Here is a 23,843-nt window from a genome sequence, read left to right on the forward strand (position 1 = left end):
CTCATGGGCGTGCCTTTTTCGTGTCCAAGGTTGGCCGAACCGTTCGGCCAACCTCACTCCGCTACCACCAGGCGTGGAAGTGATGCACCGGGCCGATGCCGTGGCCGACCTGCAGCCGATCCGCGTTGGCGAGCGCGCCGTTCAGCCAGTGCTTGGCGGCGGCAACGGTACTGGCCAGGTCCGGCTGCTGCGGACGCAAGGCAGCCAGCGCCGCCGACAGCGTGCAGCCGGTGCCGTGCGTGTGGCGGGTGGTAAAGCGCGGCACACTGAACTGCTGCACGCCGTCGGGCGTGATCAGCCAGTCCGGGCTGGTCGGGCCGCCGAGGTGGCCGCCTTTCATCAGCACCGCGCCGACGCCGAGCGCCAGCAGCTTCTCGCCCTGGCGCACCATCGCGTCCTCGTCCTGCGCTTCGGCCTCGCCGAGCAACGCCGCCGCCTCGGGCAGGTTCGGCGTGATCAGGCTGGCGCGCGGCAGCAGCTCGTCGCGCAGCGCCACGGTCGCGTCGTCCTGCAACAGCGGGTGGCCGCCCTTGGCGATCATCACCGGGTCGAGCACCACGAACGGCGGCTGCCAGTCGGCCAGCGCCGCCGCCACCGCGCGGATGATGCCGGCGTTGGCGAGCATGCCGAGTTTCACCGCGTCGACGCGGATGTCCTCGAACACCGCATCGCACTGCGCGCGCACGAACTCCGGCGGCGGCGTGTGCACCGCTTGCACACCGCGAGTGTTCTGCGCGGTCAAGGCGGTGATCACCGACAGGCCGTAGGCGCCGAGCGCGGAAAAGGTCTTCAGGTCGGCCTGGATGCCTGCACCGCCGCCGGAGTCGGAACCGGCGATCGTCAACGCATTCGGAATCATGCCGCCACCTCGCGCGCGGCGGCGATCGTCGCGCTCAGTTGCACGCTGGCGGCGGCCGGGTCGGCCGCGGCGCAGATCGCCGACACCACCGCCACGCCGTCGGCACCGGCGGCGATCACCTCGGCCGCCTGAGCGATGCCGATGCCGCCGATCGCCACCGCCGGCAGCGGCTTCTCGGCCAGCAGTTCGGCCAACGTCGCTACGCCGAGCACCGGGTTGGCGTCCTTCTTGGTGCCGGTCGGGAACACCGGGCCGACACCCAGGTAGTCGACCAGCGCCGTGTCGGCCGCACGCAGCTCGGCCAGGCTCGACGCCGACAGGCCGAGCAGCTTGTCCGGGCCGATCAGCCGGCGCACCACGTCGACCGGCAGATCCTTCTGGCCGACATGCACGCCGTCGGCGTCGACGGCCAAGGCGATATCGACATGGTCGTTGATGATCAGCGGTACGCCCCGCGGCGCGAGCAGCGCCTTCAGCTCGAGCGCCAGCGCGAGCCAGGCGCGCTTCTTCCACTCCGGTGCGCGCAGTTGCACGACGGTGACGCCGTTGCGGGTCGCGAGGTCGGCGGTGCGCAGCGCCGCGGCGTGGCCGCCGCACATATCGGGGTCGAGGACCAGGTAGAGGCTCAGGTCGAGAACGGGTTTCATGGCAGGGCGGCCTCCAGGGCGGCGGAATCGATAAGGGACAACTGGTCGAGCAGGGCGACGGCGAAGCGGCCCGGCGCGCTCGCCTCACGGGCGGCCAGCTGGCCGGCCACCGCCATCGTCGCACAGGAGCCGGCCACGGCGGCAAGCCTGTCGGTGGCACCGGCCAGGAAGGCGGCGACCAGTGCCGACAGCGAGCAGCCGGTGCCGGTGACACGGGTCAACAGCGCATCGCCGGCCTCGATCGCCAGCACCCGGCCGCCGTCGGTCACATAGTCGACCGCGCCGGTCACCGCCGCCACCGCGCCGCTGCGTTCGGCCAAGGTCCGCGCCGCGTCGATCGCCGCCTCGCTGCTATCCAGGCTGTCGACGCCGCGACCGGCGCTGGACAGCCCCGCCAAGGCAAGGATTTCCGAGGCGTTGCCGCGGATCGCGGCGGGATGGGCGTCGAGCAGCTCGCGGCAGAACTCGGTGCGGTACGCCAAGGCACCGGCGGCCACCGGATCGAGCACCCACGGCGTGCCCGCGTGGTTGGCCGAAGCGACGGCGAGGCGGATCGCCTCGGCCTGCGGCGCGGTCAGCGTGCCGACGTTGACCGACAAGGCGCCGGCGATCGCGGCGAAGTCAGCCGCTTCCTCGCGTGCCACCACCATCGCCGGCGCGGCACCGAACGCCAGCAGCACATTGGCGGTGAAGTTGGTCACGACGGTATTGGTCAGGCAGTGCACCAGCGGCGCGGCGGCGCGCACGCGGTTCAGTTCGCAGCCGGCATCGCGGCCGGACAGGGAAGGGTAGGTCATCGCATCCTCGCGGCAAATCGCGCGGGAAGCGACGGCCGGGCAGGATGGCCATCGTGACTTCCCTACGCTGGCATGATCCAGATCAGGTGCTTACGGGTGTTTCTCAGCCGCACAAGGCGGCACCCCGAGTCATCGAAATCCATTGTGCAGAGCGCCGCGGCGCCCGTCAACGCCAGCAACGGCGACGGTCGGCCCCGCATGGATAGACATCCGGCGCCGTGATAGAGTGCCGAGCTACCCACACACACCGAGAGTCGGCTGCCGCGATCCGGCGCCGAGTATGACAATAAGGACCCTTCCGTGAGCGTATTTGCCGATCTGCAACCCGAACTGATTTGGAAGCATTTTCAGACCCTGTGCGAGATTCCGCGCCCGTCCAAGCACGAAGAACAGCTGCGCGACTATCTGAAGGGTTGGGCCGAGCTGAAGGGCCTCACCACCCACGTCGATTCGGTCGGCAACCTGATCATCCGCAAACCGGCGACCCCGGGCTACGAGAACCGCCCGGGCGTGGTGCTGCAGGGCCACCTCGACATGGTGTGCCAGGCCAACTCGGACACCGTGCACGACTTCTTCAATGACCCGATCCGCCCGGTGCTGAAAGACGGCTGGCTGATCGCCGAAGGCACCACGCTCGGTGCCGACAACGGCATCGGCGTGGCGTTTGCGCTGGCGGTGCTCGACAGCGACGATCTGCAACACGGCCCGGTCGAGGCGCTGTTCACCCTCGACGAGGAGGCCGGCATGGGCGGCGCGCTCGGCCTCGACACCGGCATCCTCGACGGCGAACTCTTGATCAACATCGATACCGAAGAGTGGGGCGAGTTCTACCTCGGCTGCGCCGGCGGCGTCGACGTCAACGTGCGTCGCGAATACCCGGAGGTCGACGTGCCGGCCGGCTTCGCGGTGCGCCAGATCGCCGTGCGCGGTCTGAAGGGCGGCCACTCCGGCGCCGACATCCACCTCGGTCGTGGCAACGCGATCAAGATCCTTATCCGCCTGATCCAGGAGCTGTCGAGCCAGATCGAACTGCACGTCGCGTCGATCAAGGGCGGCACCGCCCGCAACGCGCTGGCGCGCGAAGCGTTCGCCGTGCTGGCCGTCCAGGCGGCCGACGCCGCAAAACTCGACGCCGCGGTCGACGCGTTCCAGGCGCTGATGCGCTTCGAGCTCGCCGACGTCGACGACGGCATTGCGCTGACCGTCACCGAAGCTGCCGCCGACAAGATGATGGCCGACGAATACCAGGTGGCGATCCTCGCCGCGCTGCACGCGGCGCCACACGGCGTGAAGCGGATGAGTCAGCGCGTGCCGGGCGTGGTCGAGACCTCGAACAACCTTGGCGTGGTGTCGCTCGGCGACGGCAAGCTGTTCGCCAACTTCATGGTGCGCTCGCTGCTCGACAGCGGTTTCGTGGCGCTCGCCGATGAAATCGAAAGCCTGTGGAACCTGATCGGCGCCGACGTCGAGCGCGAAGGTGGCTACCCGGGCTGGGCACCGAACCCGGCGTCGAAACTGCTCGCGCTGTTCCAGGACGTCTACCGTCAGGAGTTCGGCGGCGAGGCTAAGACCCAGGTGATCCACGCCGGCCTCGAGTGCGGCATTCTCGGCAGCAAGTACCCGCACCTCGACATGGTGTCGTTCGGCCCGGACATCCGCGGCGCGCACGCGCCGGGCGAACGGGTCAACGTCGAGTCGGTCGGCAAGGCCTGGCAGCTACTCAAGGCCGTGCTGGCCGCGGTACCGGCCAAGGCCTGACGACAAGGTTGGCCGAAAGAGAAGGGAGCGCGATGCGCTCCCTTTTTTCATGGCCGGGCTCTTCGGCCAAGCTTCAAGCGGCCATGAAAAAAGCGCCGGATGATTCCGGCGCTTCTGTATTGCTGACAGGCACAGCTTAGTTACGGTCGTTGCCGGTAAAGGCCATCAGCAACTGCAGCAGGCTGGTGAACAGGTTGTAAATGCTGACGTACAGCGTCAGCGTGGCCGACACGTAATTGGTTTCGCCGCCGTCGACGATGGTCTTCACCTGCCACAGGATCATCAGCGAACTGAAGATCGAAAACGCCGCGCACAGCGTCAGTTGCAGCGCCGGCAGGCGCAGGAAGACGTTGGCGATCACCGCCACCATCAGCACCACCGCACCGACGGTCATGAACTTGGTCAGCCCGGACAGATCGCGTTTGGTCGTCGTGGCGATGCCCGCCATCACGAAAAACACCACCGCTGTCAGGCCACCGGCCATCACCACCAGCTGCGGGCCGTTGGCCAGGCGCAGCGCCACTTGCAGCAGCGGGCCGAGCAGCACGCCCATAAACAGCGTCAGGCCGAGCAGCAGCACGACGCCGAGGCCGCTGTCCTTGTTCTTTTCGATCGCGAAGAACAGGCCGTAAATCACCGCCAACAGCAGCAGCGTCGACATCATCGGGCTGGCCGCCATGAAGGCGAAGCTCATATTGGTGCCGATCACGGCGCCGATCACGGTCGGCACCAGCGACAAGGCGAGCAGCGCATAAGTATTGCGCAGAACCTTGTTGCGAGCCTCGGCAAGCGTTGTAGCCCGATAGGCCGTCGTCTGAAGGTTCGGTTGCATAAGGATTGGTCTCCTCTTAAACGGGATGGTGACTCGCAGTGCGTTTATGACAAGCCAGATAGGAAAGAGTTTCTATCGCAGACTAGCAAAACCCGGCGCGCGCTGTGTGTACATTCTGTAACACAGTAATTGACGCGTCATGCCAAGGGTAAATCGGGTGCGAATAAACAGGCAAATAAAGCGCCAAGTCCGGGCCGGAATCGCATAAATGCCAGTGTGTCACCAGGAAAAACAGAAGGGAAAATCAGGGGGAGAAGACTGAATGACAGCTTGAAAACTGCTGGTGCGAGCGGGGAGACTCGAACTCCCACACCATAAGGCGCTGGAACCTAAATCCAGTGCGTCTACCAATTCCGCCACGCTCGCATGTGTGATGGCCGACCCGCCAAATAGAGTTGGCCGAATCAGCGAACACGGAGCATACAGAAAGCCGCCGCCGAGGGCAAGACGCGATCGGCGGCTTTGCCTTGGCCAAACCGGCTCCCCGCGTCTTCAACCCGTGCCCGGGCACCCGAGAAAGCACGCCCGTTAGCGGAGCGTGCTTTCTCGGGCCGTGGATTTACTGCCGTGCCTTCAGTGCCGGACCATCACTACCCAGCTCCACCGCATACGCCAATGCCAGCTTGGAGAACTTCAGCGCATGCCTCGCCTGGTTGCCCATATTGGCCAGGGTGTCCTGGGTGGTATGGATATTGGGGTTGTAATTGCTGAAGCCGGATTCGAACGGCAGCGACGCCGCATAGCCCTGCTTGTTCCACGAGGCATGGTCGGAGCAGGCGTAGCCGCACTGGTCGTAACCCACCTTCAGCGTCGGCAGATAGGTCTTGATCAGGTTGGCGAGGAAGGCGTTCTGCGCCGCGTTGGTGTAGTCGGTGTAGATGAAGATGTCCTCGGCGTTGCCCTGATAGTTGGCCATATCGAGCTGCAGCACCCCGACCACATTGGCCTTCTGTTGCTTGTGACGGACGGCGATATCGTTCGAACCGCGCAAGCCGACTTCTTCGGCGGCGTAGGCCATGAACTTGATGGTGCGGCGCGGCTGGTAATTGCCGGCCATCAACACGCGGATCACTTCGGTCAGGCTGGCCACGCCGGAGGCGTCGTCGTCGGCGCCGGGTGCACGACTGTTTTCGCCGGTGCTGCTGCCGATGGTGGAATCAAGGTGAGCACCGAGCACCAAGGCCTCGGCCGCGTTGTCCTTGCCCTTGATCGTGAACACCACGGACTTCTGCGGATAGCCGCTGTGCGCCAGCTGCTCGACCGTCACATCACTGCGGCTGCCGGCCAGCTGCTTCCAGTTGCTGGCAATCCAGTCCGACGCGGCCTTGCCGTGGCTGGTGGTGTAGAAGCGGTTCTGGTAACCAGATAGGGTCTGGATGGTGCCCAGGATGTTGCTGTCCTGCAGTTGCGGCAGCAGCTGGTTGACCACGGCCTGGCCGTTGATCTGATAGCTCGGTGCAATGGTGGCCGCCAGCTTGGCGGCTGGCGCCAGTGCCGAGCGGGCGTCGGCCAACGTGTCGTGCACGATATAGCCGCCGCAATGACGACGATTGTCATGGATGGCGTCAGACAGTTTCGGCAACAGGCTTTCGTCCACCTCCACAACGTGGACTTTTTCCGTTACCGGGGCGGCCTGACCGGTCAGGCCCTTGGCGACCACACCGGTATTCAGCCGGCGGCTTTCGCTGCTCTGCGCTTGCGGGTTGATCTGGCGCAGCAGCTGGTAGGCGTCATCGCCCAGGGTGATCCACACCTTGGGGCCGGCGTGGGCGGCGCCGCTCACGGCGAGTCCGGCAATCAGGGCGAAGAGGGGCTTCAGTCGGGACATGGTGTTCTCCGGGACTGGGGCGCTCTGGCCAGGGTTGGCCGAAGCAGAATGAGAAACGACCAGCCCCTCAGGGCCGGCCGTTCAGAGAGGGGTTACAGGCTGCTAGTGCAAGTCACTCCTACCGACTTGAACGCAGCCGTCACGTCAGCCGCCGCATAGCCGCGGCTTTGTGCCGCCTGAGTCACGCCGCATGCGCCCTGGTTGAAGGTGCTGGTCGGCGTCCAGTACAGGCGGTTGGCGTCGACGAACACTTCAAACGCCTTGCGAGTGTTCCAGCCCGGCTTGGTGGCCAGCAGATAGAACGCCTTGTTGTACACGCCGCTGCTGTAGTGCACGTCCAGGCTGTCCCGGTACTTCGAGGCGTTGTCGATCGAGCGGCCGTCCTTGGTCGGGGTGTCCATGTAGCGCAGCGCGCCGGCAGCCTTGAAGATCTCCTGGCCGACCTTCCAGTCGTTCTTGCCCTTCATGTAGTACTCGGCCGCCTCGCCGGCCATGTCCGAGAACGCCTCGTTCATGCCGCCGGACTGCCCCTTGTAGACCAGCCCCGAGTTCTGCTCGGTAAAACCATGGCTGACTTCATGGCTCGACACGTCCAGCGCCACCAGCGGGTAGAAGGTGCTGGCGCCGTCGCCGAAGACCATTCCCTGGCCGTTCCAGTAGGCATTCTCGTAGCCGCTGCTGAAGTGCACCTTCATGTAGAGCTTCTGGCTAATCGGGCGCAGATTGAACCAGTCCTTGTACATGCCGAACACCACGTTGCCGAAGTAGTGCGCGTCGTTGAGCGGCGCGTACGCGCCATTGGTCGGCTTGTAGGTATTGCGCGAGCAAGCAAACTTGAACGGGGTGACTGGCGTGTCGTCTCCGCCGTTTTTCAGATCGACCGTCGCCACATCGCCGCTGTCCATCTGGCAGTCGCTGGTGACCTTCAGTGGGCCGTAGTTGGTGCCGTACTCGTACTGTCCGGTTTTCTGGTTGCCCCCCGGGCCCTGTGCGTCGGCGTGGGTCAGGCCCTCCCACTGGTCGAGCACCACGCCGGTATTGGCGTCGATCACCAGATGCGGACGGGTGGGGGTTTTGCCCGGCACGAAGAACGACACCAGGTAAACCAGCTGAGCCACATTGTTCTTGCCAAGCTTCACCACCAGCTCGGCCTTGTCGTTTTGCGTGGTGTAACCCGGCGCTTTCAGGCTCTTCGCCTGCGCCAGCACCTGTTGGCGGCTCAGCGCTGGCTTGGCCGAGGCGAGGTCGGTGCTGATATTGGCAACGAAACGGCCGCTGCGCACCGGTGCACTGGCGGCAATGCCAGCCGGCGCCTTTTCCTCGACCACTGCCTCGCCCCACACCGGCACGCCCTGGTAGTACTGCTGATAGCGGGTCACCGTCTTGCCATTGGGCAGGGCGACGGTGCGCAGCGGCTTGAGGTCGCTGGCGTTGACGCCCAAGGCATCGTACAACTCGCCGCCAGCGCTACTGGCTCCACTCAGGGTGCGTGTCTGCGGCAGCTTGGCAACATCGACCAGGGTGGCGGCCGATGCCAGCACCGGCAGCAAGAAAGCGGCGCCAATCAGCGCCAGTGGACGTACGGTAAAACGTGGCTTCATCAGATGAATCTCCCTCTTATTCGTGTTGGCTAATCCGGGGCCCAGGCCCCGGTATCCGCCCGCGCTGCACGACTTTGTGGGCACGTCGCACGGGTAGATGAACACCGCACGCTTGCCGCCAACTCATTGCTCTCTGGATGGAGGGTGGCGGCATCGCTGCGGCAACAGCCATCGACCAGCGATCGCGAGTCAAATGGCATAGGCCATGTATATATGACAATGGACTTGAGTCTAACCCCAATTTTTGGCAATTTGTCATAAAGATATTTTTTGGGGTTTTTCGAAATTTGCGGCGCATTTCCTTGCGCAAAAGCTGGCGCGGCTTCTTGAAAATGCCATTTGAATTTGCAAGTGATTTGCATTTGCGCAACATGGCGTCGCGCAGGACAGCACTCGGAGGGGGCGTAGGACCGTCTGATTGGTGAAGCCGTCATGCGGGCTGTCCACGCTAGGTCGGCCGAACGCCCAAAGAGCCTGTGTTGGATAGCACCTAAACGGCAAGAAGCGAACGGGTCGGAATGGTGGTGTTCTGGTCAGGCTAGGCACGCCGCACCATTTGCCGGCGCATCTGGGTTTACGAAGTGCACGGTTTCGTGCGCCGCGCCGAGGGCGCCGCTAGCGTACTGACGCTGCTGGGCGGGCCGGCCCGGGGTCGGCGCAATTCGCAGGTCGACCCACGCTGCCCGCCGGCCGGACTGCAAGCTGAGCACAGCAGAAGCGGGGCGGCCCGCTTCTGCTGCTTTGCCATTGCGCCAAGCCTTGCCGGCTAAGGATCGGAGTAAGGCCGCGCACAGGTGCAGACGTTAGCCATGCGCGATCGTTCCTTGTATACTTTGGTCCTTTATAATTCTGCTCTGGGTTGCTGGCGCTACTGTCGGGAACACAGGCTGGTTCGGGAGAAGCACCCGTTCGCCGCGCCCGCTTAACGGGCGGCAGACTGGTTTTTCTTCGTGTAAACATGGGTTTGACCCTTGACCCGAAAGCAGAATGTCAGGGCTTCGCCTCTTGGCGCCGCGCCGCAAGACTCTTGAGTCAGCGTGATGCGTTGGCGGCACGATAAGCGTCGTGCCACTCTTTCCTGGGTTACTCAACTCGCACAAGTTCAAGGATTTAGCATGCAAGTACAATTGGAAACGTTGAGCAATCTCGAACGCCGCATGGATATCGCCCTGCCGATGGCCGATATCGATGCCAAAGTGACCGAACGCCTGAAGCGCGTGGCACGCAACGCCAAGATCCAGGGTTTCCGCCCGGGCAAGGCGCCGCTGAAGATCGTTGAAGCCAACTACGGCGCCGAAGTGCGTGACGAAGTACTGGGCGAAGCCGTACAGCAAGGCTTCTACCGCGCCGTGACCGAGCAGAAGCTGCGCGTTGCCGGTTACCCGCGTTTCGAACCGGCCGCCGCACAGGCTGACAAGGAGAACTTCAAGTTCTCGGCCACCTTCGAGATCTACCCGGAAGTGAAAGTCGGCGAACTCGCCGAGAAGGAAGTGGAAAAGCCGGCCGCCGACGTGACCGACGCCGAGATCGAGAAGACCATCGAGATCCTGCGCAAGCAGCGCACCCGCTTCAACCGCGTCGAACGCGCTGCCGCTACCGGTGATCGCGTGATCATCGACTTCAAGGGCACCATCGAAGGTGTCGCCTTCGACGGCGGCTCCTCGGAGAACTTCCCGTTCGTGCTGGGCCAGGGCCAGATGCTGGCCGACTTCGAAACCGGCGTGACCGGCCTGAAGGAAGGCGAAACCAAGAACGTCGAGGTGAACTTCCCGGAGGACTACCACGGCAAGGACGTAGCCGGTAAGACGGCCGTGTTCGAGATCACCGTGAAGAACGTGGCCGAAGCGACCCTGCCGGAAGTCGACGCCGAATTCGCCAAGTCGCTCGGCATCGCCGACGGCGACGTGGAAAAGATGCGCGCCGAGATCAAGAAGAACGTCGAGCGCGAAGTGAAGCGCCGCCTGGCCGCCCGCATCAAGGAAAACGTGATGCAGACGCTGCTGGACACCACCGAAATCGAACTGCCGAAGGCACTGGTTCAGCTCGAAATCGGCCGTCTGATGGAGCAAGCTCGTCAGGACCTGGCGCAGCGCGGCATCAACGCCAAAGACATGCCGCTGCCGGCCGACCTGTTCGAAAAGCAGGCCGAACGTCGCGTCGCCCTGGGCCTGATCCTGGCCGAAGTGGTCGAGGCCAACAAGCTGGAAGCCAAGCCGGAACAAGTGAAGGCGATGATCGAAGAGTTCGCCGACAGCTACGAGCAACCGGAAGACGTGATCCAGTGGTACTACGCCAGCCCGGACCGCCTGGAAGGCCCGACCTCGATGGTTCTGGAAGACAATGTGGTTGAATTTGTGCTGTCCAAGACCAAAGTTGTTGAGAAAGCCGTCGCTTTTGACGAACTGATGGGCAACCAAGCCTAATTGCAATCAACCGGAGTGGCCGATGAAGTCGATGATGGATCCGCAAGCACTGGGTCTCGTACCCATGGTGGTAGAACAGAGTGGTCGGGGCGAACGCGCCTACGACATTTACTCGCGGCTGCTGAAGGAACGCATCGTGTTCCTGGTTGGGCCGGTCACCGACGAATCGGCCAACCTGGTGGCAGCACAGCTGCTGTTCCTTGAGTCGGAAAACCCGGACAAGGACATCTATTTTTACATTAACTCCCCGGGCGGCTCGGTCACCGCCGGCATGTCGATCTACGACACGATGAACTTCATCAAGCCGGACGTCTCGACGCTGTGCCTCGGCCAAGCGGCCAGCATGGGGGCGTTCCTGCTGTCGGCAGGGGCGAAGGGCAAGCGCTATGCGCTGCCGAACAGCCGAGTCATGATCCACCAGCCGCTACTTGGCGGCTTGGGCGGTCAGGCTTCGGATATCGAAATTCATGCGCGCGAGCTCCTGAAGATCAAGGCCCACCTGAATGCGCTGATGGCGCAGCACAGCGGCCGCACCGTTCAGGATCTCGAGCGCGACACCGACCGCGACAACTTCATGTCGGCTGCCGAAGCGCAGGCCTACGGCCTGATCGACAAGGTACTGACCAGTCGCGCAGATGTACAGGGCTAAGCCCCAGGCACGGAAACCAACGCATGTCAGACAAATCCGGTAACGACAAACTGCTGTTTTGCTCGTTCTGCGGCAAAAGCCAGCACGAAGTGCAGCGCCTGATCGCAGGCCCGCAGGTCTTCATCTGCAACGAGTGCGTCGAGCTGTGCAACGACATCGTGCGTGAAGAACTGAACCAGGCCAAGCTGGGCGAGGTGACGGAGAGTGCCGATGCGCAACCGCTGCCGGTTCCGCAGGAAATCCGCACCACGCTCGATCAGTACGTGATCGGCCAGGAGCACGCCAAGAAATCGCTGGCGGTGGCGGTGTACAACCACTACAAGCGGCTCTACACTCCGGCGTCGGACAAGGACGAGGTCGAGCTCTCCAAGAGCAACATCCTCTTGATCGGGCCGACCGGCTCGGGCAAGACCTTGCTCGCGCAGACGCTGGCACGCCTCTTGGACGTGCCGTTCGTGATGGCAGACGCCACCACGCTGACCGAAGCCGGCTATGTAGGCGAAGACGTCGAGCAGATCATCCAGAAGCTGCTCGCCAAGTGCGACTACGACGTGGAGAAGGCGCAGCGCGGTATCGTCTACATCGACGAGATCGACAAGATTTCGCGTAAGTCGGACAACCCGTCGATCACCCGTGACGTGTCGGGCGAGGGCGTGCAGCAGGCACTCTTGAAGCTGATCGAGGGCACGGTGGCGTCGGTGCCGCCGCAAGGTGGCCGCAAGCATCCGAATCAGGAATTCATCCAGGTCGACACGACCAACATCCTGTTCGTCTGCGGCGGCGCCTTCGACGGCCTCGGCAAGATCATTCGCCAGCGTTCGGAAAAGGGCGGCATCGGCTTTGGCGCCCAGGTGGCGTCGAAGGACGAGAGCAAGAACCTGTCCACGCTGTTCAAGGAAGTGGAGCCGGAAGACCTGATCAAGTTCGGCCTGATTCCGGAGCTGATCGGCCGTCTGCCGGTGGTCACTACCCTCGAAGAGCTGGACGAGGAAGCGCTGGTCACCATCCTGACCCAGCCGAAGAACGCCCTGGTCAAGCAGTACCAGCGGCTGTTCTCGATGGAAGGGGTGGAGCTGGAGATGCGCCCGTCGGCCTTGCGCGTCATCGCCAAGCTGGCACTGGCGCGCAAGACCGGTGCCCGCGGCCTGCGCTCGATCATCGAACGCTCGCTGCTCGACACCATGTACGAGCTGCCAGCGCTGACCGACGTGGTCAAGGTGGTGGTCGATGAGAAGGTGATCGAGAAGGGTGACAAGCCGCTCTTGATCTACCGTGACAAGGGCGAGGTTGCCCAGTCGGCCTGATTCGCATCGATGCGCCACTCAAAACCGCTCCGATTAACGGGGCGGTTTTTTATTTGCGCCCCCGGCGATCTGAATTAGTATGGGAGAACTTGATTTTTACTCCCCACCCCCAAAATCAAGCCATACACAATGACGAAAATAAAGGTTAGGTGATATGCCGCAACCCACCGAACTGAACGAACCGACAACCTTGCCACTGCTGCCATTGCGCGACGTGGTTGTCTTCCCATTCATGGTGATCCCGCTGTTTGTCGGGCGCGCCAAGTCGATTCGCGCGCTCGAAACCGCGATGGACGAAGGCAAGCAGATCCTGCTGGTTGCCCAGCGTTCGGCGTCGCAGGACGAGCCTAGCGCCGACGATCTCTATAGCATCGGCACCGTCGCGTCGGTGCTGCAGATGCTCAAGCTGCCGGACGGCACCGTCAAGGTGCTGGTCGAAGGCCGCCAGCGTGCCCTGGTGAAAGAGGTGCGCGACGAGGATGGCTGCTTCGTCGCCGATCTGTCGTTCGTGCCGCTCGAAGACGACGAGGGTACCGAAACCGAGGCGATGCGCCGTGCGCTGCTCGCCCAGTTCGAACAGTACGTCAAACTGAACAAGAAGATTCCGCCGGAAATTCTGTCGTCGCTATCGGGCATCGAGAAGGGCGGCCGACTGGCCGACACCATCGTCGCCCACCTGCCACTCAAGCTCGAGCAGAAGCAGGAAGTGCTCGAGATGTTCGAGGCCAAGAAGCGCCTCGAGCACCTGCTCGCGCAGCTGGAAGGCGAGATCGACATCCTGCAGGTTGAAAAGCGCATCCGCGGCCGCGTTAAGCGGCAGATGGAAAAGAGTCAGCGCGAGTACTACCTGAACGAGCAGGTCAAGGCGATCCAGAAAGAGCTCGGCGAAGGCGACGAAACCAGCGAGCTCGACGAGCTGGAAAAGCGCATCGACGCGGCCGGCATGAGCAAGGAAGGCAAGGAAAAGGCGCTGGGCGAGCTCAAAAAGCTGCGCATGATGTCGCCGATGTCGGCCGAAGCCACCGTGGTTCGCAACTATATCGACACCCTGCTTGATCTGCCCTGGAAGAAAAAGACCAAGATCAACAAGGACGTGGCCAACGCCGAGCAAGTACTCGAAGCGGACCACTTCGGCCTCGAAAAGGTCAAGGAACGCATCCTCGAATACCTCGCGGTGCAGCAGCGCGTCGACAAGCTGAAGGCGCCGATCCTGTGCCTGGTCGGCCCACCGGGGGTCGGCAAGACCTCGCTCGGCCAGTCGATTGCCCGTGCCACCAACCGCAAGTTCGTGCGCATGGCGCTCGGCGGCGTGCGCGACGAGTCGGAAATCCGTGGCCATCGCCGCACCTACATCGGCTCGATGCCGGGCAAGGTGCTGCAAAACATGACCAAGGCTGGCGTAAAGAACCCGCTCTTCCTGCTCGACGAGGTCGACAAGATGGGCGCGGACTTCCGCGGCGACCCGTCGTCGGCGCTGCTGGAGGTGCTCGATCCGGAGCAGAACCACGCCTTCGTCGACCATTATGCCGAAGTCGAGTTTGACCTGTCGGACGTGATGTTCGTCGCCACCGCCAACACCTTGAGTATCCCGCCAGCGCTGCTCGACCGGATGGAGATCATTCGCCTATCAGGCTACACCGAGGACGAGAAGGTCAACATCGCACTGAAGTACCTGGTGCCGAAGCAGGTTAAGGCCAACGGTCTGGGTGAAGAAGAGGTTACCATCCAGGAGTCGGCGCTGCGCGACATCGTCCGCTATTACACCCGCGAGGCCGGCGTGCGCAGCCTCGACCGCGAGATCGCCAAGATCTGCCGCAAGGTGGTCACGGCACAGTCGCTGAAGAAGGGCAAGACCACCAAGACCACCGTATCGGCAAAGAACCTCGACAAGTACCTTGGCGTACAGCGCTTCGACTACGGCGTCGCCGAGGCAGAAAACCGTGTCGGCCAAGTGACCGGCCTTGCCTGGACCGAGGTCGGTGGCGAGCTGCTGACCATCGAGGCGGTGGCGCTGCCGGGCAAGGGCGCCATCATCCGCACCGGCCAGCTCGGCGAAGTTATGCAGGAGTCGATCCAAGCCGCGCTGTCGGTGGTGCGCAGCCGTGCCGGGGCGCTGGGCATCAAGCCCGACTTCTACGAGAAGCGCGACATGCACATCCACGTGCCGGAGGGCGCCACGCCTAAAGACGGTCCGAGTGCCGGTGTTGCGATGACGACGGCTATCGTCTCGGTGTTGACCAGCATCCCAGTGCGCGCCGATGTCGCGATGACCGGCGAGATCACCCTGCGCGGCGAAGTATTGCCGATCGGTGGCCTGAAGGAGAAGCTGTTGGCGGCGCATCGCGGCGGCATCAAGCACGTGCTGATTCCGAAAGGCAATGCCAAGGACTTGGTCGAGATTCCGGCCAATATCAAACAAAAGCTGGAAATTCATCCGGTTAAGTGGATCGACGAAGTGTTGGCCCTGGCGCTCGAGCGACAGCCCGAACCGCTCGACGTGGATGACGTCGCCGATCTTCCTGGCATCAAAGCGGAAGAGGGTGCGACGGCGACCGCCAAACTGACCCACTGAGCGGGTATTTTCCTGGCAAAAAGAGGGCTTCCAGTCGGCGCTGCGAAGTGGCAGAATGCCCCTGGAAGCCGCTTGACACAAGGATTTTAGCCTTGCTATAAAGCAAGCGGTTTTTATCCGAACGACGTACAACGAAGAACGACGAAAGGGGACTTACGTGAACAAGTCTGAATTGATCGACGCTATCGCCTCACACGCCGATATCTCCAAGGCATCGGCCACCAAAGCACTGGATGGCGTCGTTGCTGCCGTAACCGAAGCTCTGCAAAAAGGTGACTCGGTAACGCTGGTTGGCTTTGGCACTTTCTACGTTGGCGAACGCGCCGAGCGTAGCGGCCGCAACCCCAAGACCGGTCAAACCATCACCATTCCGGCGGCCCGCTCCCCGAAATTCCGCGCTGGCAAAGCCCTGAAAGACGCGCTATAATTTGTTCCGCCCTGGACCAATAGGGCGTTTGGGTGATTAGTCTCAGTTGGTAGAGCGCTGCCTTCACACGGCAGAGGTCACTGGTTCGAGTCCAGTATCTCCCACCAAATCTGGAGCGGTAGTTCAGTTGGTTAGAATACCGGCCTGTCACGCCGGGGGTCGCGGGTTCGAGTCCCGTCCGCTCCGCCAGTCAAGCAAAAAAGGTGAACGAACTCGCGTTCACCTTTTTTTTCACCCGTCTCGGTACGCTCAGCTATTCGGATTGCCATGTTCGATTTTGTACAAAACAACAGCGTTGCCATCAAAGTCATTCTCGGCGCCGTCGCGCTGACTTTTGTCGGCTTTGGCGTGAGCAGCTACACCTCAATCGTCGACGACCACTACCTTGCCAAGGTAGACGGCACCAAGATCTACAAGAAGGACCTGGATCGCGCCTTGGGGGGGCAGCCGGCCGATGCCGCCACCCGTCAAGCCGCACTGGAAAACCTGATTCGCCAGGACCTGCTGCTGGCCGACGCCAAGCAAGCTGGTCTTGCCGCCTCGCCCGACCAAATCCGCCGAGCCATCGCCGCGATCCCTACGCTTCAGGAAAACGGTCAGTTCAGTGCCTCGCGCTACAAGGAGTTCCTGCAGGCACGGTACATGACCCCCGAGGCCTTCGAGGCGCAGATTGCCCGTGAGGTGCTGCTGCAAGGTCAGGTATCGACTTTTGTGGCGGGTCAGTTCGTGTCGCGCACCCAGGTCGAAGCGCTGGCCAAATTGCTGGGTGAGCAACGCACCGTGCAGGCGGCCGTACTGCAGCCGCAGAGCGTGGCCGCCGACCTGAAGCTCGACGACGCCGTGCTGAAGGCCTACTACGACGCCAACGCGAAACGGTTCCGTGCTCCGGAAGCGGTCAAGCTGCAGTATGTCGTGCTGTCGCAGGCGGCACTCGCCGATGCGATCACCGTCAGCGATGCCGAAGCACAGAAGTACTTCGGCGAGCATAGCGCCGACTTTGCCAAGGAGGAGCGACGCGTGTCGCACATCCTGCTGACCGTACCGCAGAATGCCACCGCGGCGCAAAAGGCGCAGGTCAAGGCACAGGCCGACGCTATCCTGAAGGAAGTGCGCGCCAATCCGGCGAGATTTGCCGAGATCGCCAAGACGCGCTCGCAAGACCCGGGCTCGGCCACTAACGGCGGCGACCTCGGCTTCTTCGGCCGCGGCGTGATGGTGAAGCCGTTCGAAGATGTAGCGTTCCAGATGAAGCCGGGCCAGATCAGCGAAGTGGTCGAAACGCCGTTCGGTTATCACATCCTGAAACTGGACGAGGTTAAGACCCCGGACTTCGCTGCTGCCAAAGCCGAAGTGATCAACCGCCTGAAGCAGAACAAGGCCGGTGCGCAGTACCGCCAAGAGGCCGAGCAGCTGACCGAACTGGCGTACCAGAATGGCGACTCGCTGCAGGTCCTGATCGACAAATTGAAGCTGAAGCCGGAAACCAGCGACTGGCTCAGTCGCGGCAAAGGCGGTAGCGACCCGCGCCTGGCCAATCCGAAGGTGCTGGAAACGGCGTTCAGCGCCGACGTGCTGACGAAGAAGCACAACAGCGAGCCGATCGACATCGGCAATAACACGCTGCTGGTAGTGCGCGTCGCCGAGCACCAACCGGAGCGCCAGTTGACGCTGGACGAAGTGAAGCCCCAGGTTCGCAGCGAGCTGATCGCCCGCGAAGGTGCCAAGCTGGTCGAGAAGCGCGGCCAAGCCGCCTTGGCTGAACTGCAGAAGGGTGGTTCGCCGACGTTGACCTGGAGCACCTCGCACCAGGTATCGCGGAACAACCTGGCGGGTCTGCCGCCGGTCGATGCCCGTAGCGTGTTCTCGATCGCGACCGCCAAGTTGCCGGCCTACGCTGGCGTGAAACACGACAACGGCGATTACGTGATCTACCAGATCAATGCGGTAACCCCGGTGCCGGCCGCCAGCGACGCCGAGCGCGCGCAACTGGGCAACGTGTTGGGCGAAGTGTCGGCTAACGCGCAGCTGGCAGCCTACCTGCAGACGCTGCGCGAAACGTACAAGGTCACCCAGCCGAAACAGGTGGCCGAACAGCCGTGACGGCAAGGCGGGGGCGTACCGCGTCGCCCGCCACACCCAAAACAAAACGCGAAGCCCGAAGGCTTCGCGTTTTTTATCGTACTACCGGGTCGATCAGGCCGCGAAGTTTTTCGCGGCGAAGTCCCAGTTCACCAGCTTCCAGAACGACTCGAGGTAGTTCGGGCGGCTGTTGCGGTAGTCGATGTAGTAGGCGTGTTCCCACACGTCACAGGTCAAGAGCGGGGTCTTGTCGGTGGTCAGCGGAGTAGCGGCGTTGCTGGTCGAAACCAGGTCCAGCGAACCATCGGTGTTCTTCACCAGCCAGGCCCAGCCGGAACCGAAAGTGCCGGCCGCTACGGCGTTGAAGGCTTTCTTGAACTCGTCGAACGAGCCCCACTTGGCGTTGATCGCGTCAGCCAGGGCACCGGTCGGTGCACCGCCGGCGTTCGGAGCCATGCCGAACCAGTAGAAGGTGTGGTTCCAAACTTGTGCCGAGTTGTTGAACACGCCGCCGGACGATTTCTTGACGATCTCTTCCAGAGTAGCGTTCTCGAACTCGGTACCCTTGATCAGGTTGTTCAGGTTCGTAACGTAGGTCTGGTGGTGCTTGCCGTAGTGGTATTCCATGGTTTCCTTGGAGATGTACGGGGCGAGGGCATCAAGCGCGTAGGGCAGTTCCGGGAGTTTGTGTTCCATCTAAAGCTCCTTGTTGTTGAATTAATCAGCATGATTCGACTGACAGGGGAAATATTACTGGAATTAGCAGACTCTCGCCAATAGTTGACTAAATAACTAGGGTTTATCTCGTTATGTCTCGATATTTCGACGCCATCGTGCTCGGCGCGGGTGCGGCGGGCCTGATGGCCGCCGCCAGCGCCGGCCAACGCGGTCGACGCGTGCTGCTACTCGACCACGCGGTCAAGCTGGCAGAGAAGATCCGCATCTCGGGCGGCGGCCGCTGCAACTTCACTAACCTGAATGTACGTCCGGAATGTTACCTTTCGGCCAACCCGCACTTTGTGCGCTCCGCCCTGGCGCAGTATAGCCAGCACGACTTCATCGCGCTGGTCGATCGCTACGGCATCGCCCACCACGAGAAGACGCTCGGCCAGTTGTTCTGCGACGAATCGAGCCAACAGATCATCGGCCTGCTCGACGCCGAGTGCCGCGCCGGCAATGTCGAGCGGGCGATGGGGGTGATCGTCCACGAGGTCGGCCGAAGCGATCGTTTCATGCTGAAGACCTCGCTCGGGGAGTTCGCATGCGAATCGCTGGTGGTGGCGACCGGCGGCCTGTCGATCCCGCAGATCGGCGCGACGCCGTTTGGCTATCGGCTAGCCGAACAGTTTGACCTGACCGTCACCGAGCTGGCGCCGGCGCTGGTTCCGCTGACCTTCCACGTCGACGATGCTGAGCGTTTCGCACCGTTGGCCGGCATCGCGCTCGACGTCGAGGCCCGTGCCGGCAAGGCAAAGTTCCGCGAGAACGTGCTGTTCACCCACAAGGGCGTGTCCGGCCCGGCGATCCTGCAGGCCTCGTCGTACTGGCGACCGGGCGAATCGCTGACGCTCGACCTACTGCCGAGCGTCGATCTGGACGCCGAGTTGGCCGAACGCGAGGGCAGCGAGCAGAAGCTCGCCAACGCACTGGCCGAGCTGGGCTGGCCGAAGCGGTTCGCCGAAGTGTGGCTGGCCGGGCAGGGGCTGGACATCCGGGTACGCGAGCTGTCGGCCAAGCGCCGCCGCCAGTTGGCCGAAACGGTAGCGCGCTGGACGCTGTTGCCGAACGGCACGCAGGGCTACAAGAAGGCCGAGGTCACCCGCGGCGGCATCGACACCAAGCAGCTCGACTCGAAAACGATGATGGCCAAGTCGGTGCCGGGGCTGTTCTTCGTCGGCGAGGTGGTCGACGTGACCGGTTGGCTGGGCGGCTACAACTTCCAGTGGGCGTGGTCGTCCGGCTATGTGGCGGGGCAACATTGCTGAGCGCGTACATTCCAGCCCGTATCCACCCGGCGAGGCTACCCGCTTCGATGATAAAATCACTGCCTCCCCACATCGCACCGTGCAAACGGCACGCCAACCAGTTTTCCTGATGAACGATTTCGACCTAAGTACCGACAGCGCCATGGTGGCGTTGCGCACACCACCGCATTCGATCGAGGCCGAGCAATCCGTGCTCGGTGGCCTGATGCTCGACAACCAGGCCTGGGACAAGATCGCGGACGTGGTCAGCGAGGGCGACTTCTACCGCCATGACCACCGGCTGATCTACCGCAGCATCTCCCGGCTGATCGAGCAAGCACGTGCCGCCGACGTGGTCACCGTGTCTGAGCACCTCGACCAGAATGGCGAACTCGGCAATATCGGCGGCCTGTCCTACCTCGCCACGCTGGCGCAGAACACGCCGTCTGCCGCCAACATCCGCCGCTACGCCGAGATCGTCCGCGAGCGTTCGGTCATGCGCCAGCTCGCGCAGGTCGGCACCGAAATCAGCGAATCGGCGTACAACCCGCAGGGACGCGACGCGGCGCAGCTGCTCGATGAAGCCGAGAACAAGGTGTTCCAGATCGCCGAGAGCACCGCCAAGTCGAAGCAGGGCTTCCTCGAGATGCCGGCACTGTTGAAAGAAGTGGTCGACCGCATCGACATGCTCTACAGCCGTGACAACCCGGACGAGGTGACCGGGATCCCGACCGGCTTTGTCGATCTCGATGCCAAGACCTCCGGCATGCAACCGGGTGACCTGATTATCGTGGCCGGTCGCCCGTCGATGGGTAAGACCGCGTTTTCGATGAACATCGCCGAGCACGTGGCGGTCGAAGCGGGCTTGCCGGTTGCCGTGTTCTCGATGGAGATGGGCGGCACCCAGTTGGTGATGCGTATGCTCGGTTCTGTGGGGCGACTCGACCAGCACGTGCTACGCACCGGCCGTCTGCAGGACGAGGACTGGAGCAAGCTGACCACCGCAATCGGCAAGCTGTCCGAGGCGCCGATGTACATCGACGAAACGCCGGCGCTGACCGCGCTCGAACTGCGTGCCCGGGCCCGCCGCCTGGCCCGCCAGTTCGGCGGCAAGCTCGGCCTGATCGTGATCGACTATATGCAGCTGATGAGCGGCTCCGGTCGCAACGACAACCGGGCGTCGGAGCTGGGCGAGATCTCGCGCGGCCTGAAGGGCCTGGCCAAAGAGCTGCAGGTGCCGGTGATCGCCTTGTCGCAGCTGTCGCGGTCCGTTGAGCAGCGCACCGACAAGCGCCCGATGATGTCCGACTTGCGCGAATCGGGCGCCATCGAGCAGGACGCCGACTTGATCCTGTTCATGTACCGCGACGAATACTACAACCCGGACTCGCCGGACAAGGGCTTGGCCGAGGCGATCATCGGCAAACACCGTAACGGTCCGACCGGCAAGGTGCGGCTCGCCTTCGTCGGCCACTACGCCAAGTTCGAGAACGCCGCACTGCATGGCGCCACCGGCTGGGCCGACAGCGAATAAGCGGTCGGCCGAATGGATTTATCGAGACACTGCGGAATTGAAAATGAGCTTCTTTGAAAATCACGTGTTTGTCTGCTGCAACCAGCGCGCGCCGGGCGAGGGCTGCTGTGCCGACTTCGGCTCGGCCGAGATGCTCGGCCACCTGAAAGACCGGGTGAAGGCGCTGGGGCTGAACGGCCCGGGCAAGGTGCGGGTCAGCAAGTCCGGCTGCCTGGGGCGTTGCGACGACGGTCCGGTGCTGGTGATCTACCCGCAGGGCACCTGGTACACCTTCGTCGACAAGGAAGATATCGACGAAATCGTCGATGAACACCTGGTCAACGGCCGCGAGGTGGAAAGGCTGAAAGTCTGATGCTGAAGCAACCAGAAAAAATCACCATCGCCGGCCCGGTCGGCGGCCTGGAAACCATCGTAGTACCGGCGCAGGGCGACGTCCGCGGCATCGCGGTGATCTGTCACCCGAACCCGACCCAGGGCGGCACCAACACCAATAAGGTGGTACAGACTACCGCCAAGGCGCTGTCGCAGCTCGGCTACCATTGCTACTGCCCGAACCTGCGCGGCGTCGGCGAAAGCGAGGGCACGCACGACTACGGCCAGGGCGAGGTCGACGACGCGATCGCGGTGGTCGAGCACGCTCGCCGCGAACACGGTGCCGACGCCGCGCTGGTGCTGGCCGGCTTCTCATTCGGCGGCTTCGTCGCCGCCCGCACCCGCGCGCGCATCGACGCCGACAAGCTGCTGCTGATGGGCGTGGCGGTCGGCAAGTACCCGATTCCAACCCCCGACGTGCCGGCCGATACGCTGGTGATCCACGGCGAGGAAGACGAGGTGATTCCTCTGTCGGCGGTGCTCGACTGGGCGCGTCCACAAGGGCTGCCGGTGGTGGTATTCCCTGGCACCAGCCACTTCTTCCACGGCAAGCTGGTGCCGCTGGCGCAGATGATCCAGCGCTGCCTGTAAGCAGCAAAAAACACTTCGGCCAACCTGCAGAGGTTGGCCGAATGCGTTACCGGGCAAGCGATGGGCGCGTCAGCGGTGCAGGTCACCGGCGGCTTCGGGCTGGTAATGGATCGCCAGCACGGTCAACCGGGTTTCCTTGTCGTCGGGCAGCGGCCAGACGATGCTTTGACCTACCGACAGGCCGAGCAGGGCGCTGCCGACCGGTGCCAGGATCGAGATCCGCCCCTGTTCGAAGTCGGCGTCGCGCGGATAAACCAGCGTCAGCTCACGCTCCTCACCGTCACGGGCATCGCTGACCAGCACCCGACTGTTCATCGTGACCACATTGGCCGGCATGGCGGAAGGTTCGACGACCTCCGCCCGCTCCAGCTCTCGCTCCAGCGCGGACACCCCTGGCACGTCACGAGCCGATACCGACGCGATCAGGTCGGTCAGGCGATCGTAGTCAAGACTGGAAACGGTAATCGGCGGCAGGGTCGACATCACTACACTCCTCGTTCAACATCAAAAAAAGCAGGCCGTGATGCGACAAACACCACGGCCGAGACGCCATGATATCCAACTCACAGCGGGCTCGAAAGGCTTGCGTATGGCATTGTTGAGTAGCCTCAAGGAGCGGACATGCTAAAAATCGCCGGTTTGGTGAAACGCTACAACGGCCGCGCCGTGGTCGACGATGTGAGCTTTCATGTCCAAGCCGGCGAATGCTTCGGGCTGTTGGGGCCGAATGGCGCCGGCAAGACCACCACAATGAAACTGGCCCTCGGGCTAATCGATCCGGACGCCGGTACGATCAGCCTATGTGGCGAGTCGATTCCGAAACGAGCGCGCGAGGCCAGGGTCCGGGTCGGCGTGGTACCGCAGTTCGACAACCTCGACCCGGACTTCACCGTGGCGGAGAACCTGGTGGTGTGGGGACGCTACTTCGGCCTGCCCGACCCCGGCCTCTATGCGCAAGTGCCGCGACTGCTCGAGTTCGCCGGCCTCACCGGCCGCGCAGACGCCAAGGTCGGCGAATTGTCCGGCGGAATGAAACGCCGGCTGACGCTGGCGAGGGCGCTGGTCAACGACCCCGACATCATCTTCCTCGACGAGCCTACCACCGGCCTCGACCCGCAGGCCCGCCACCTGATCTGGGAGCGACTGCGTCGACTGACCCAGCAGGGCAAGACGCTGGTGCTGACCACCCATTTCATGGACGAGGCCGAGCGGCTGGCCGGACGACTGGCGGTGATGGACAACGGCAGGCTGATCGTCGAAGGCAGCCCGCGCGAGCTAATCAACAGCCATATCGAGCCGGACGTGCTGGAGGTCTATGGCGACGGTGCGCTCGGCTGGATGCCGCTGCTGCACCCCGGCACCCGGCGCGAGGAAAGCGGCGAAACGGTGTTTTTCTACGGCGAAGAACTCGACCGATTGGTCGCTCAATTGCCCGAAACCGGGCTGCGCTATGTGCGCCGTCCGGCCAACCTGGAGGACGTGTTCCTGAAGCTGACCGGGCGCGAATTGCGCGACTGAGTGACTTTCGCCCTAGGGCGTGTTCACAGTAGAGGATTTGTGCTCTGATTCAGCCTTTTGGGGTGCAGAGCATGGATCGAAGCTTGCT

20 protein-coding genes, 3 tRNA genes and 1 riboswitch are annotated in these 23,843 nt (G+C 63.1%); of the genes, 14 read left to right on the forward strand and 9 right to left on the reverse strand.

Going from position 1 to position 23,843, the window contains the following annotated elements; genetic code table 11:
* Positions 1-61: 61 nt before the first annotated feature.
* From thiD to thiM, 3 genes are read right to left on the reverse strand one after another with little or no spacing between them, the layout of a single operon-like run.
* Positions 62-859 (reverse strand): bifunctional hydroxymethylpyrimidine kinase/phosphomethylpyrimidine kinase, encoded by a 798-nt coding sequence (thiD, locus tag ACZ2IA_RS15085; RefSeq protein ID WP_470293415.1) that lies wholly within the window; start codon positions 857-859, stop codon positions 62-64.
* The gene (gene thiE, locus ACZ2IA_RS15090; protein ID WP_470293416.1) at positions 856-1,506 is read right to left on the reverse strand and encodes a thiamine phosphate synthase; all 651 of its coding nucleotides are present in this window, start codon (positions 1,504-1,506) and stop codon (positions 856-858) included. The genes thiD and thiE overlap by 4 nt, the downstream gene beginning before the upstream one ends.
* Positions 1,503-2,303, reverse strand: a complete 801-nt coding sequence (gene thiM / locus ACZ2IA_RS15095; RefSeq protein ID WP_470293417.1) for a hydroxyethylthiazole kinase — start codon at positions 2,301-2,303, stop codon at positions 1,503-1,505. Before thiM ends, thiE begins: the two co-directional genes overlap by 4 nt.
* A 42-nt stretch (positions 2,304-2,345) precedes the next feature.
* Positions 2,346-2,440, reverse strand: a riboswitch (TPP riboswitch).
* Between the two features lie 163 nt (positions 2,441-2,603).
* Here thiM and ACZ2IA_RS15100 point away from each other — a divergent pair.
* The gene (locus ACZ2IA_RS15100; protein ID WP_470293418.1) at positions 2,604-4,061 is read left to right on the forward strand and encodes an aminoacyl-histidine dipeptidase; all 1,458 of its coding nucleotides are present in this window, start codon (positions 2,604-2,606) and stop codon (positions 4,059-4,061) included.
* A gap of 136 nt (positions 4,062-4,197) precedes the next feature.
* Here the strand turns inward: ACZ2IA_RS15100 and ACZ2IA_RS15105 are convergent, their stop codons facing one another.
* The 4 genes from ACZ2IA_RS15105 to ACZ2IA_RS15120 form a co-directional block, all read right to left on the reverse strand.
* Positions 4,198-4,893, reverse strand: a complete 696-nt coding sequence (locus ACZ2IA_RS15105) for a Bax inhibitor-1/YccA family protein (protein WP_470293419.1) — start codon at positions 4,891-4,893, stop codon at positions 4,198-4,200.
* A 281-nt stretch (positions 4,894-5,174) separates the two neighbouring features.
* A tRNA-Leu gene (locus ACZ2IA_RS15110) sits at positions 5,175-5,259 on the reverse strand.
* Positions 5,260-5,452: 193 nt separating this feature from the next.
* Positions 5,453-6,721, reverse strand: coding sequence for a M28 family metallopeptidase (locus ACZ2IA_RS15115; RefSeq protein WP_470293420.1), 1,269 nt, complete (start codon positions 6,719-6,721; stop codon positions 5,453-5,455).
* Positions 6,722-6,813: 92 nt separating this feature from the next.
* Positions 6,814-8,322, reverse strand: a complete 1,509-nt coding sequence (locus ACZ2IA_RS15120) for a M4 family metallopeptidase (RefSeq protein WP_470293421.1) — start codon at positions 8,320-8,322, stop codon at positions 6,814-6,816.
* Between the two features lie 1,115 nt (positions 8,323-9,437).
* Here ACZ2IA_RS15120 and tig point away from each other — a divergent pair.
* The 8 genes from tig (at position 9,438) to ACZ2IA_RS15160 (ending at position 17,797) form a co-directional block, all read left to right on the forward strand.
* Positions 9,438-10,745, forward strand: a complete 1,308-nt coding sequence (gene tig / locus ACZ2IA_RS15125; RefSeq protein ID WP_470293422.1) for a trigger factor — start codon at positions 9,438-9,440, stop codon at positions 10,743-10,745.
* Positions 10,746-10,767: 22 nt separating this feature from the next.
* The gene (clpP, locus tag ACZ2IA_RS15130; protein WP_470293423.1) at positions 10,768-11,394 is read left to right on the forward strand and encodes an ATP-dependent Clp endopeptidase proteolytic subunit ClpP; all 627 of its coding nucleotides are present in this window, start codon (positions 10,768-10,770) and stop codon (positions 11,392-11,394) included.
* 23 nt (positions 11,395-11,417) lie between these two features.
* Entirely contained in the window at positions 11,418-12,698 is a 1,281-nt protein-coding gene (gene clpX / locus ACZ2IA_RS15135) for an ATP-dependent Clp protease ATP-binding subunit ClpX (RefSeq protein ID WP_470293424.1), read from the forward strand.
* A gap of 154 nt (positions 12,699-12,852) precedes the next feature.
* Positions 12,853-15,270 carry an endopeptidase La gene (gene lon, locus ACZ2IA_RS15140; RefSeq protein ID WP_470293425.1) on the forward strand — a complete coding sequence of 806 codons (2,418 nt, stop codon included), beginning with the start codon at positions 12,853-12,855 and terminating at the stop codon, positions 15,268-15,270.
* 157 nt (positions 15,271-15,427) lie between these two features.
* On the forward strand, positions 15,428-15,697 hold the full coding sequence (locus ACZ2IA_RS15145; protein ID WP_470293426.1) for an HU family DNA-binding protein: 270 nt from the start codon (positions 15,428-15,430) through the stop codon (positions 15,695-15,697).
* 30 nt (positions 15,698-15,727) lie between these two features.
* Positions 15,728-15,804 (forward strand) — tRNA-Val (locus ACZ2IA_RS15150).
* A 5-nt stretch (positions 15,805-15,809) separates the two neighbouring features.
* Positions 15,810-15,886: transfer RNA gene (locus ACZ2IA_RS15155), tRNA-Asp, on the forward strand.
* 78 nt (positions 15,887-15,964) lie between these two features.
* A complete protein-coding gene (locus ACZ2IA_RS15160) occupies positions 15,965-17,797 on the forward strand; it encodes a SurA N-terminal domain-containing protein (protein WP_470293427.1) in 1,833 nt (610 codons plus the stop codon).
* A 93-nt stretch (positions 17,798-17,890) separates the two neighbouring features.
* Here the strand turns inward: ACZ2IA_RS15160 and ACZ2IA_RS15165 are convergent, their stop codons facing one another.
* Entirely contained in the window at positions 17,891-18,472 is a 582-nt protein-coding gene (locus ACZ2IA_RS15165; RefSeq protein ID WP_470293428.1) for a superoxide dismutase, read from the reverse strand.
* A gap of 113 nt (positions 18,473-18,585) precedes the next feature.
* Here ACZ2IA_RS15165 and ACZ2IA_RS15170 point away from each other — a divergent pair, with 113 nt between their 5' ends.
* From ACZ2IA_RS15170 to ACZ2IA_RS15185, 4 genes are all read left to right on the forward strand, one after another.
* Entirely contained in the window at positions 18,586-19,761 is a 1,176-nt protein-coding gene (locus tag ACZ2IA_RS15170) for a BaiN/RdsA family NAD(P)/FAD-dependent oxidoreductase (protein WP_470293429.1), read from the forward strand.
* 109 nt (positions 19,762-19,870) lie between these two features.
* Positions 19,871-21,274: a replicative DNA helicase gene (gene dnaB, locus ACZ2IA_RS15175; protein ID WP_470293430.1), complete on the forward strand. Its 1,404-nt coding sequence runs from the start codon at positions 19,871-19,873 to the stop codon at positions 21,272-21,274.
* A 43-nt stretch (positions 21,275-21,317) separates the two neighbouring features.
* Positions 21,318-21,626 carry a (2Fe-2S) ferredoxin domain-containing protein gene (locus tag ACZ2IA_RS15180; RefSeq protein ID WP_470293431.1) on the forward strand — a complete coding sequence of 103 codons (309 nt, stop codon included), beginning with the start codon at positions 21,318-21,320 and terminating at the stop codon, positions 21,624-21,626.
* Positions 21,626-22,237, forward strand: coding sequence for an alpha/beta hydrolase (locus ACZ2IA_RS15185; RefSeq protein ID WP_470293432.1), 612 nt, complete (start codon positions 21,626-21,628; stop codon positions 22,235-22,237). The genes ACZ2IA_RS15180 and ACZ2IA_RS15185 overlap by 1 nt, the downstream gene beginning before the upstream one ends.
* Before the next feature lie 69 nt (positions 22,238-22,306).
* Here the strand turns inward: ACZ2IA_RS15185 and rnk are convergent, their stop codons facing one another.
* Positions 22,307-22,720 (reverse strand): nucleoside diphosphate kinase regulator, encoded by a 414-nt coding sequence (gene rnk, locus ACZ2IA_RS15190; RefSeq protein WP_470293433.1) that lies wholly within the window; start codon positions 22,718-22,720, stop codon positions 22,307-22,309.
* Between the two features lie 138 nt (positions 22,721-22,858).
* Here rnk and ACZ2IA_RS15195 point away from each other — a divergent pair, with 138 nt between their 5' ends.
* A complete protein-coding gene (locus tag ACZ2IA_RS15195) occupies positions 22,859-23,755 on the forward strand; it encodes an ATP-binding cassette domain-containing protein (protein WP_470293434.1) in 897 nt (298 codons plus the stop codon).
* Positions 23,756-23,843 lie beyond the last annotated feature (88 nt).

Source organism: Crenobacter sp. CS_VA4 (assembly GCF_055597485.1).

Excerpts from the sequence above, each read along its gene's own strand:
- thiD (WP_470293415.1), bottom strand. The coding sequence starts at position 859 with ATGATTCCGAATGCGTTGACGATCGCCGGTTCCGACTCCGGCGGCGGT.
- thiE (WP_470293416.1), bottom strand. The coding sequence starts at position 1,506 with ATGAAACCCGTTCTCGACCTGAGCCTCTACCTGGTCCTCGACCCCGAT.
- thiM (WP_470293417.1), bottom strand. The coding sequence starts at position 2,303 with ATGACCTACCCTTCCCTGTCCGGCCGCGATGCCGGCTGCGAACTGAAC.
- ACZ2IA_RS15105 (WP_470293419.1), bottom strand. The coding sequence starts at position 4,893 with ATGCAACCGAACCTTCAGACGACGGCCTATCGGGCTACAACGCTTGCC.
- ACZ2IA_RS15115 (WP_470293420.1), bottom strand. The coding sequence starts at position 6,721 with ATGTCCCGACTGAAGCCCCTCTTCGCCCTGATTGCCGGACTCGCCGTG.
- ACZ2IA_RS15120 (WP_470293421.1), bottom strand. The coding sequence starts at position 8,322 with ATGAAGCCACGTTTTACCGTACGTCCACTGGCGCTGATTGGCGCCGCT.
- tig (WP_470293422.1), top strand. The coding sequence starts at position 9,438 with ATGCAAGTACAATTGGAAACGTTGAGCAATCTCGAACGCCGCATGGAT.
- clpP (WP_470293423.1), top strand. The coding sequence starts at position 10,768 with ATGAAGTCGATGATGGATCCGCAAGCACTGGGTCTCGTACCCATGGTG.
- clpX (WP_470293424.1), top strand. The coding sequence starts at position 11,418 with ATGTCAGACAAATCCGGTAACGACAAACTGCTGTTTTGCTCGTTCTGC.
- lon (WP_470293425.1), top strand. The coding sequence starts at position 12,853 with ATGCCGCAACCCACCGAACTGAACGAACCGACAACCTTGCCACTGCTG.
- ACZ2IA_RS15160 (WP_470293427.1), top strand. The coding sequence starts at position 15,965 with ATGTTCGATTTTGTACAAAACAACAGCGTTGCCATCAAAGTCATTCTC.
- ACZ2IA_RS15165 (WP_470293428.1), bottom strand. The coding sequence starts at position 18,472 with ATGGAACACAAACTCCCGGAACTGCCCTACGCGCTTGATGCCCTCGCC.
- ACZ2IA_RS15170 (WP_470293429.1), top strand. The coding sequence starts at position 18,586 with ATGTCTCGATATTTCGACGCCATCGTGCTCGGCGCGGGTGCGGCGGGC.
- dnaB (WP_470293430.1), top strand. The coding sequence starts at position 19,871 with ATGAACGATTTCGACCTAAGTACCGACAGCGCCATGGTGGCGTTGCGC.
- ACZ2IA_RS15180 (WP_470293431.1), top strand. The coding sequence starts at position 21,318 with ATGAGCTTCTTTGAAAATCACGTGTTTGTCTGCTGCAACCAGCGCGCG.
- ACZ2IA_RS15185 (WP_470293432.1), top strand. The coding sequence starts at position 21,626 with ATGCTGAAGCAACCAGAAAAAATCACCATCGCCGGCCCGGTCGGCGGC.
- rnk (WP_470293433.1), bottom strand. The coding sequence starts at position 22,720 with ATGTCGACCCTGCCGCCGATTACCGTTTCCAGTCTTGACTACGATCGC.
- ACZ2IA_RS15195 (WP_470293434.1), top strand. The coding sequence starts at position 22,859 with ATGCTAAAAATCGCCGGTTTGGTGAAACGCTACAACGGCCGCGCCGTG.